General features: G+C 68.4%; 4 protein-coding genes and 1 pseudogene. 1 reads left to right on the forward strand and 4 read right to left on the reverse strand.

From position 1 onward, the window contains the following. Positions 1–94 precede the first annotated feature (94 nt). The 4 genes and pseudogenes from A6302_RS03605 to A6302_RS03620 form a co-directional block, all read right to left on the reverse strand. Positions 95–1,770: pseudogene (locus A6302_RS03605) on the reverse strand (formate--tetrahydrofolate ligase). A gap of 324 nt (positions 1,771–2,094) precedes the next feature. Then, positions 2,095–5,268, reverse strand: a complete 3,174-nt coding sequence (locus A6302_RS03610) for an efflux RND transporter permease subunit (protein WP_069305894.1) — start codon at positions 5,266–5,268, stop codon at positions 2,095–2,097. A gap of 2 nt (positions 5,269–5,270) precedes the next feature. Further along, positions 5,271–6,347: an efflux RND transporter periplasmic adaptor subunit gene (locus tag A6302_RS03615; protein WP_069305895.1), complete on the reverse strand. Its 1,077-nt coding sequence runs from the start codon at positions 6,345–6,347 to the stop codon at positions 5,271–5,273. A 102-nt stretch (positions 6,348–6,449) separates the two neighbouring features. Continuing rightward, positions 6,450–7,058: a TetR/AcrR family transcriptional regulator gene (locus A6302_RS03620; protein ID WP_069305896.1), complete on the reverse strand. Its 609-nt coding sequence runs from the start codon at positions 7,056–7,058 to the stop codon at positions 6,450–6,452. Positions 7,059–7,546: 488 nt separating this feature from the next. Here A6302_RS03620 and A6302_RS03625 point away from each other — a divergent pair. Further along, positions 7,547–8,893: exopolysaccharide biosynthesis polyprenyl glycosylphosphotransferase (locus tag A6302_RS03625; protein WP_069305897.1), on the forward strand; the 1,347-nt coding region annotated here is incomplete at its 3' end.

Here is an 8,893-nt window from a genome sequence, read left to right on the forward strand (position 1 = left end):
CGCGGGCCCAAGCACCGCGCCTCACCTTCCAGACATGAAAAAAGCCCCGTTGCCGGGGCTTTTCTCGTTGTCGATCCGGTCCGGACGTCAGGGCTCAGCTGAGCCCTTCGATCATGCCGTTGGCGTCGAGCTTGATGTGCAGCGCCGACGGCACCTTGGGCAGGCCCGGCATGCGCATGATGTCGCCGCAGACCGCGACCACGAATTCGGCGCCGGCCGCCAGATGCACCTCGCGAATCGGCAGCACGTGGCCTTCCGGCGCGTTCTTGGCGTTGGCGTCGGCCGAGAAGGACGACTGGGTCTTGGCGATGCAGACCGGCACGTGGCCGTAGCCGGCGGCCTCGAACTCGGCCAGCCGCTTCTTCACCGAAGCGTCGGCGGTCACCGCGCTGGCGCGGTAGAGCGTCTTGGCGATGGTCTCGACCTTCTGGAACAGGCCCATCTCCGAGGGATAGAGGTGGGTGAACTCCGCCTCGCGCGGGGCGTCGAGCAGTTCGGCCACCTTGTAGGCCAGCGCCTCGGTGCCCTTGGAGCCCTCGCCCCAGTGGGTGCAGAGGATGGCATCGGCGCCGCACTTCTCGCGGGTCAGGCGGATCACCGCCTCGACCTCGGCATCGGTGTCGGTGACGAACTTGTTGACGCAGACCACCACCGGCACGCCGAACTTGCGGGTGTTCTCGATGTGGCGCTCGAGGTTGGCAAAGCCGGTCTCGAGGGCGACGACGTTCTCCTTCGAGAGGTCCGCCTTGCCGACGCCGCCGTGCATCTTCAGGGCGCGGATGGTGGCGACGATCACCGCCACGTCGGGCACGAGGCCGGCCTTGCGGCACTTGATGTCGAAGAACTTTTCCGCGCCGAGGTCGGCGCCGAAGCCGGCCTCGGTGACGACCACGTCGGCGAGCGCCAGTGCGGCGGTGGTGGCGGAGACGGAGTTGCAGCCGTGGGCGATGTTGGCGAAGGGGCCGCCGTGGACGAAGGCCGGGTTGCCTTCCAGCGTCTGCACGAGATTCGGGTCGAAGGCGTCCTTGAGCAGCACGGTCATCGCCGGGGCGGCGCCGATGTCGCCGCAGGTGACGGGCTTGCGGTCGCGGGTCTCGGCGACGATCATCCGCGCCAGACGCGCCTCGAGGTCGGCCAGATCGGTGGCGAGGCAGAACACCGCCATCACCTCGGAGGCGACGGTGATGTCGAAGCCGTCGGTGCGGGGATAGCCGTTGGACACGCCGCCGAGCGACGAGGTGATCTCGCGCAGCGACCGGTCGTTCATGTCGATCGCGCGGCGCCAGGAGACGCGGCGGGAATCGATGCCGAGTTCGTTGCCCCAGTAGATGTGGTTGTCGATCATCGCCGAGAGCAGGTTGTGCGCGGCGGTGATGGCGTGGAAATCGCCGGTGAAGTGGAGGTTGATCGCCTCCATCGGCACGACCTGGGCCCAGCCGCCGCCGGCCGCGCCGCCCTTGACGCCGAAGCAGGGGCCAAGCGAGGGCTCGCGCAGGCAGATCGCCGCCTTCCGGCCGATGCGGTTGAGGCCGTCGCCGAGGCGACCGTGGTGGTGGTCTTGCCCTCGCCCGCCGCAGTCGGGGTGATGGCGGTGACCAGCACCAGCTTGCCGCGCGGCTTGCCTTCGAGCGACTTCAGGTAGGCGCCATCGATCTTGGCGATGTGCTTGCCGTAGTTGTTGAGCGCGCTGTCCGGAATGCCGAGCTTGGACGCCACGTCCCCGATCGGCTGCATGGTGACACTGCGGGCAATCTCGATGTCGCTCGGCATGGCGATGTTTCCTCGGATGTTCTCGGCAGCCCTGCGGCCGCCTGTTGTCGGCCCTCACCATGCCCGACCGGGCGCGGCGGAGAAAGGTCCGGCCGGTGCGTCACGAATGTGCAGGCCGTCGTCGGGGCCTGCCTGCCGACCCTTGCAGTCGCGGTGTCACCGAGGATTAAAACAATTTCGGTACAATAGGTTGTCTGGCACACACTTGAAAAAGGCGGGGCATTGATGCTCCGCTGTTGAAAGTGATCATCCGGTCCGATGAAGCGTTTCGGAGCCCGGAAGCGGAGGTGCCGCCTGTCGGCGACACCCCTTTGATCGACGTCCTCACTCGGCGGCTTCGGCGATCGCCAGCCTGACGGGAATCGCCGTGGCCGGATCGGGCAGTGCCAGCGGCAGCTGTTCGCCGACGGCCGGCCGATCGTCCGCCTCGGGGCGGCGCACCCGGAACCAGAGCGCGTAGAGCGCCGGCACGAACAGCAGCGTCATGACCGTCGCCACGGCGAGGCCGCCCATGATCGCCACCGCCATCGGCCCCCAGAACACGTTCTGGGCCAGCGGGATCATCGACAGGATCGCGGCGAGCGCGGTCAGCACCACCGGCCGCGAGCGGCGGACCGTGGCGTTGACGATCGCATCCCACGGGGCGATGCCCTCGTCGATGTCCTGGGCGATCTGGTCGACGAGGATCAGCGTGTTGCGCATGATCATCCCGGCCAGCGCGATCAGGCCGAGCAGCGCCACGAAGCCGAAGGGCTGCTGGAACACGATCAGCGCGCCGGTGGCGCCGATCAGCCCCAACGGGGCGGTCGAAAAGACGAGGCCGAGCTTGGAGAAGCTCTGCAGCTGCACCATCAGGATCGTCAGCATTGCCAGCAGCATCACCGGGAAGACCGCGAACAGGGCAACGTTGGCCTTGGCGCTCTCCTCGATCGATCCGCCGGTCTCGATCCGGTAGCCGACCGGCAGAGCGTCGATCACCCGGCTCAGCGTCGGCGCGATCTCGGCCGACACGTCCGGCGCCTGGACGCCCGGCACCACGTCGGCGCGCACGGTGATCATCATGTCGCGGTTCTGCCGCCACAGGATCGGTTCCTCGAAACCGTAGTCGATCCGCGCCACCTGCGAGACCGTCACCGGCGCGCCGCCGGCCACCGCGACCGTGAGGTCGCCGAGGTTGTCGAGGTCGGCGCGCTCCTCCGGTACCGCACGGGCGACCACGGCCACCTTCTCGATGCCGTCGCGCACCGTCGTCACTTCATAGCCCGACAGCAGGGTCTGCAGCGTGTCGGAGATCGACTGCGGCGTCAGGCCAAGCGCGCGGACCCGGTCCTGGTCGAGCACGAGGCGCACGGATTTGGCCTGTTCGTTCCAGTCGAGCTGGGCATCCACGGTCTTCGGATTGGCGGCCACCACCGCCTGCACGTCGCGGGCGATGCGGCGCACCTCGACGGGATCGGTGCCGATGACCCGGAACTGGACCGGGAAGCCGACCGGCGGGCCGAGCGCCAGTTCGCTGACGCGCACCCGGGCCTCGGGCAATCCGCCCTCCTGCGTGAACCGTTCGATCTCGGCCTTCACCCGGTCACGGGCCTCGGGGCCGGTGGTCTCGAGCACGAGGATCGCGTAGTTGGCCTTCGGCAGTTCCGGGTTCGACGACAGGAACCAGCGCGGCGCACCGGCGCCGACATAGCTCGAATAGGTCAGCACGTCCGGATCGCCCTTGACCCGGCTCTCGACGGTTTCCACCGCCGCACGGGTGGCGGCGATCGCGCTGCCCTCCGGCAGGCGCAGTTCCACGGTGAGCTCCGGGCGCGGCGAGTTGGGGAAGAACTGCTTCTCGACGAACTGGAAGGACCAGATCGACAGCGCGAAGACGCCGATGGTGACGAGCACGACCACCACCCGGTGCGAGACGCACCAGTTCACCGCCGCGCGCAAGGCGCGGTAGGTCCGCGAGGTGTACATCTCGCCATGGCCGCCGCCCTTGTGGCCGGCAAAGTTCGGCAGCAGCTTCACGCCGAGATAGGGCGTGAAGATCACGGCCACGAACCACGAGGCGATCAGGGCGATGCCGACGACCCAGAAGATGCCGCCGGCATATTCGCCCGCGCTCGATTTCGCAAAGCCGACCGGCACGAAGCCGGCGGCCGTCACCAGCGTGCCGGTCAGCATCGGGAAGGCGGTGGAACTCCAGGCGAAGGTCGCCGCCTTCAGGCGGTCGTAGCCCTCCTCCATCTTCACCACCATCATCTCCACCGCGATGATCGCGTCGTCGACCAGAAGGCCGAGAGCGATGATCAGCGCGCCGAGGGTGATGCGGTGCAGGCTCATGCCGAGCATGTCGAGCACGATCATGACGATCGCCAGCACCAGCGGCACGGCCAGCGCGACGACGATGCCGGTGCGCCAGCCGAGCGACAGGAAGCTGACCGCCAGCACGATGGCGAGTGCCTCGAGGAAGGCCTGGATGAATTCGCCGACCGACTCTTCCACGATCTTGGGCTGGTCGGCGACCTGGGCGATCTCGAAGCCGACCGGCATGTCGGCGCGGATCTCGGCCATCGCCGCGTCAAGCGCATGGCCCAGCGTCTCGATGTTGGCGCCCTCGGCCATGACCACGCCGATCGCCAGCGCCTCGGCGCCCTCGTGGCGCACCTCGAAGGAGGGCGGATCCTCGAAGCCGCGGCGAACGGTGGCGATGTCGCCGATCCGGAACACCCGGCCGCCGGCATTCACCGGCACCGCCTCGACGGCGGCAACGCCCCCGATCGCACCGTCGACGCGCACGGCGACATGCTCGCTCGGCGTGTCGATCGCGCCGGCGGGGGTGACGAGATTCTGGGCGGCGATCGAGGAGAAGATGTCCTGCGGGGAAAGGCCGAGCGTCGCCAGCTTGGCGTGGCTGAACTCGACGAAGATCTTCTCGTCGCTGTTGCCGTAGAAGCGGACCTTGGCGACATCCGGCACGCGCAGCAGCCGCTGGCGGATCGCCTCGGCCTCGGTCTTGAGGGCGGCCAGACCGGCGCCCTCGCCCTTGAGCATGTAGAGCGCGCTGTCGACGTCGCCGAAATCGTCGTTGAAGAAGGGGCCGTGGAGACCGGACGGCAGGTCGCCGCGGATGTCGCCGACGCGCTTCCTGACCTGATACCAGATCTCCTTCACGTCGCCGGCCGGGGTCGAATCCTCCAGCTGCACCTGCAGGTAGACCTGGCCGGCCTTGGAATAGGTGCGCACCTTGTCGAAATGCGGCACCTCCTGCAGCACCTTCTCGATCGGGTCGGCGACCTGGCGCTGCATGTCCTCGGCGGTGGCGCCGGGCCAGACCGCGGAGACGACCATCACCTTGATGGTGAAGCTCGGATCCTCGGCGCGGCCGAGCCGGGCGTAGGAATAGAGACCGCCCAGCGACAGGATGAGGATGAGGAAGAGCACGAGCGACTGGTGCGTCACCGCCCAGCGCGAGAGATTGAGGCCACCGGCCGCCGGTTCCTTCGTCATGATCAGCCCCTCGCCTCATCCAGAGCCACGCGCACCGCATCGCCGTCCTGCAGCTTGTTGACGCCGAGCGTCACCACCGTCGCGCCGTCGCCGATCCCGCCGGCAACGAGCACGTCGCTCGCGCCGAAGCGGCGGATCGACACCGGCGTCTTGCGCAGGGTGTGGCCGTCGCCGGCGACGACGAACACCACCGGACCGGCGCCCTCGTCGAGGATCGCGGTCGACGGGAGGCGGATCACCGCGCCCGGCTCGCCGCGGGTCAGCGTCAGGGTCGCCGTCATGCCGAGGCGGACCTCGGGGCCGGGATCGACCAGCGTGAAGCGGGCGCGGTAGGTGCGGGACGTGGCATCGGCGCGCGGCGAGATCTCGCGCAGCCTGGCGCCCAGCGCGCGGCCGCCGGACCAGAGGTCGACCGAGGCGCTGGCGCCGTCGAGGTCGGCCAGCCGGCTTTCCGGAATGGCGACCTCCACCTCGGTCTCGCCGAGGGGGGCGATCGTGAGAATGGCGCGGCCGCTCGTCACCACCTCGCCAGGCTCGGCATCGACCGCCGTGACGACGCCGTCGCCGGCGGCGACCAGCCGGGCATAGTCCAGCTGGTTGCGGGCGAGATGGACGGACTTCTCGGCTTTTTCCAGCCGCGCCTGCGCCTCGTCGGTGGCAAGCCGGCGCTGCTCGTCGGTGGAGCGGCTGACGATGCCACCCTTGGCCAGGTCGGTGTAGCGCTTCTGGTCGGTCTCGGCCTGGGCGAGATTGGCGCGCGCGGCGGCAAGCTCCGCCTCCGCACTCTCCAGCGACAGCCGGAAATCCTCCTCGTCGAGGGTTGCGAGCAGCTGGCCGGCGGCGACCCGGTCGCCGACGTCCACCGTCCGCGCGGTCATCTTGCCGCCGACGCGGAAGGCCACCGGGGTCTCCCGCCGCGGCGTCACGACGCCAGTGTAGGACCGGCTTTCCGCCATCGACACCACGCGCACCACCTCGGCGCGCACCACGGGATCGGGCGCCTTCACCACCTCGGCCTCCTGGCAGGCTGCCAGCAGCAACGGCATCAGCAGTGCCGCACTCGTCCATCGCCCCGTCATGACACACCCCGCTTGAGAATCAGATGATGAGTGACGACAATCGAAATTCGTCACTCGGCAGACATGGTGAAACGACCGGTCGCCCCTTCGCGGGCGGCCGGTTCAGTCGCGCTTCTTCAGTCCGTTGACGAGAATATCCACCAGCTTGCGGGCGATCGGCTCCATGTCCTGATCGCAGCACTGCTCGATCAGCTTGGGATGCACGAAGGCGGCAAAGCTGGTCTTGACCACATGGCCGAGCAGGTCCGGGTCGCCTTCGGCGAATTCGCCGGTCTCGATCCCCTCTCGGATCAGCCCCGAGACGATGCCGCGCATCACCTCGATATGGGCCTTGATCGCTGTCCAGTTTTCCTCCATCGCCGCCGACACCATGTCGTGCAGGCGCTCGTCGTTCATCAGCGTCGCCTTGTTGTGGCGATGGATCTCGACGAGATAGCGGGTCAGCCGTTCGGCGACGGTGCCCCCGGAGGCGGCGATCGCAAAGCCGAGCGCCTGGGTTTCCGCGGTGACGCGGCTGCAGATCGCCCCGACGATCGCCGACTTGGCCGGAAAGAAGCGATAGACGTTGGCCGGGCTCATCTTCAGCGCGGCGGCGATGTCGGCGACGGAGGTCTTCTGGTAGCCGATCCGCCGGAAATGCTCCTCGGCCACCTCGAGAATGGCGGCGCGGACCTCGTCCGGCTCGGCGCGGTTGCGCATTGGTCTTGCCATGTCCGTCGTCCTTCCGCCCGGGGCGGCCGGCCGGGTCGTCCGCGGGCCGCATCGGCACCTGGGACACCCGACAAATTCGATTACTGACGATATTCAATATTCGTCAGTAATCAGCGCGTCAAGCCGATTCCGGTCGGATGCGGCAGCCCGCAGGCCGCCATCGGGCTTGCGCCGACCTCCGCAGGCGCGGCGCGATTCCCCCCGTTTTTCACCCTCCGGATTCATCTTCCGACAAGCATGATCCCGGATTCCCAGCCCCCATCCGCCTCGGATTGCCCTTCGTTAACGCCGTCATGAGCGATCCCGCGCAATTCTCCCGATCAACGCAACCGACATCCGGATCCGAAAGCCTCAACGATGGTGATGCACGAAGGAACCGCCGACTATCCTGCTGCCGGCGAGACGGCGCCCGCAAAGCTTGCGCCGCCCGAACGACGCCTGCGCACGGCCCGCAAGGTCACGCTCGCGCCCGCGCCCGGGCCGTGGCGATGTCGTTCCGCCAGGAATCGATCCCGGCCAGCATCGTCTCCGGCATGGCGGTGATGCTCGACTTCTCGCTGCTGGTCCTGTTCGGCGCGGCAACGCTGCTGCCGTGGGTGCCGGATCTGGAGGGGCTGACCGCCGGCTATGCCGGGCCCGCCATCGGCGCGCCGATCCTGATGATCCTCGCCGGCCAGATCGCGTCGAACTACGACATCGCCGCCCTGCGGCGCCCGGCGCTGCGCACCGGCCAGGCGCTGGTCGCCCTCGGCATCGTCGTCGGCCTGTTCCTCGCCTTCATGTTCGTCGGCGGCATAGGCTTCGAAGTGTCGCGCGCCTGGCTCGGCCTCTGGCTCGGCGCCGAGGCGCTGGCGCTGGTCCTCGCCTCATCGCTGGCCGGCTGGCAGGTCCGCCGCTGGACGCGGCAAGGCAAGCTCAAGCAGCGGGCGGTGATCGTCGGCGGCGGCGCGCCGGCCGAGGCGCTGATCCGGGCCGTGGAACGCGACGGCGGCAAGGAACTCGAAATCCTCGGCATCTTCGACGACCGCGCCGACGAGCGCTCGCCGGAAAACGTGTCCGGCTATCCCAAGCTCGGCAACATCGGCGAACTGGAGATCTTCGCCCGGCTCGCCGCCGTCGACCTTCTGATCGTGTCGATGCCGCTCACCGCCGAGCACCGGATCCTGCAGCTCCTCAAGAATCTGTGGGTGCTGCCGGTCGACATCCGCCTCAGCGCCCATGCCAGCAAGCTGCGCCTGCGTCCGCGCGCCTATTCCTACATCGGCGGCGTGCCCTTCCTCGACGTGTTCGACAAGCCGATCGCCGGCTGGGACCGGATCGCCAAGCGCATCTTCGACGTGATCTTCGCCTCGCTCGCCCTCGTCGTCCTGTCGCCGCTGATGCTGGCGACGGCCGTGGCCGTGCGCGCCGAGAGCCGCGGTCCGGTGATCTTCCGGCAGAAGCGCTACGGCTTCAACAACGAGGTCATCGAGGTGATGAAGTTCCGCTCGATGTTCCACGAGATGGCGGACCCGTCCGCGGCCAAGGTCGTCACGAAGGGCGATGCGCGGGTGACGAAGGTCGGCCGCTTCATCCGCCGCACCTCGATCGACGAACTGCCGCAACTCGTCAACGTGCTGCGCGGCGAACTCTCCCTGATCGGCCCGCGCCCCCACGCCGTCAACGCCCATACCGAGCAGAAGCTCTGGGAAGAGGTGGTCGACGGCTATTTCGCCCGGCACAAGGTCAAGCCCGGCGTCACCGGCTGGGCCCAGATCAACGGCCTGCGCGGCGAGATCGACCGGCCGGAGAAGATCCAGGCCCGCGCGAGCACGACCTCTACTATATCGACCACT

The sequence above is a fragment of the Methylobrevis pamukkalensis genome, assembly GCF_001720135.1.
Classification (GTDB): domain Bacteria; phylum Pseudomonadota; class Alphaproteobacteria; order Rhizobiales; family Pleomorphomonadaceae; genus Methylobrevis; species Methylobrevis pamukkalensis.

Excerpts from the sequence above, each read along its gene's own strand:
- A6302_RS03610 (WP_069305894.1), bottom strand. The coding sequence starts at position 5,268 with ATGACGAAGGAACCGGCGGCCGGTGGCCTCAATCTCTCGCGCTGGGCG.
- A6302_RS03615 (WP_069305895.1), bottom strand. The coding sequence starts at position 6,347 with ATGACGGGGCGATGGACGAGTGCGGCACTGCTGATGCCGTTGCTGCTG.
- A6302_RS03620 (WP_069305896.1), bottom strand. The coding sequence starts at position 7,058 with ATGGCAAGACCAATGCGCAACCGCGCCGAGCCGGACGAGGTCCGCGCC.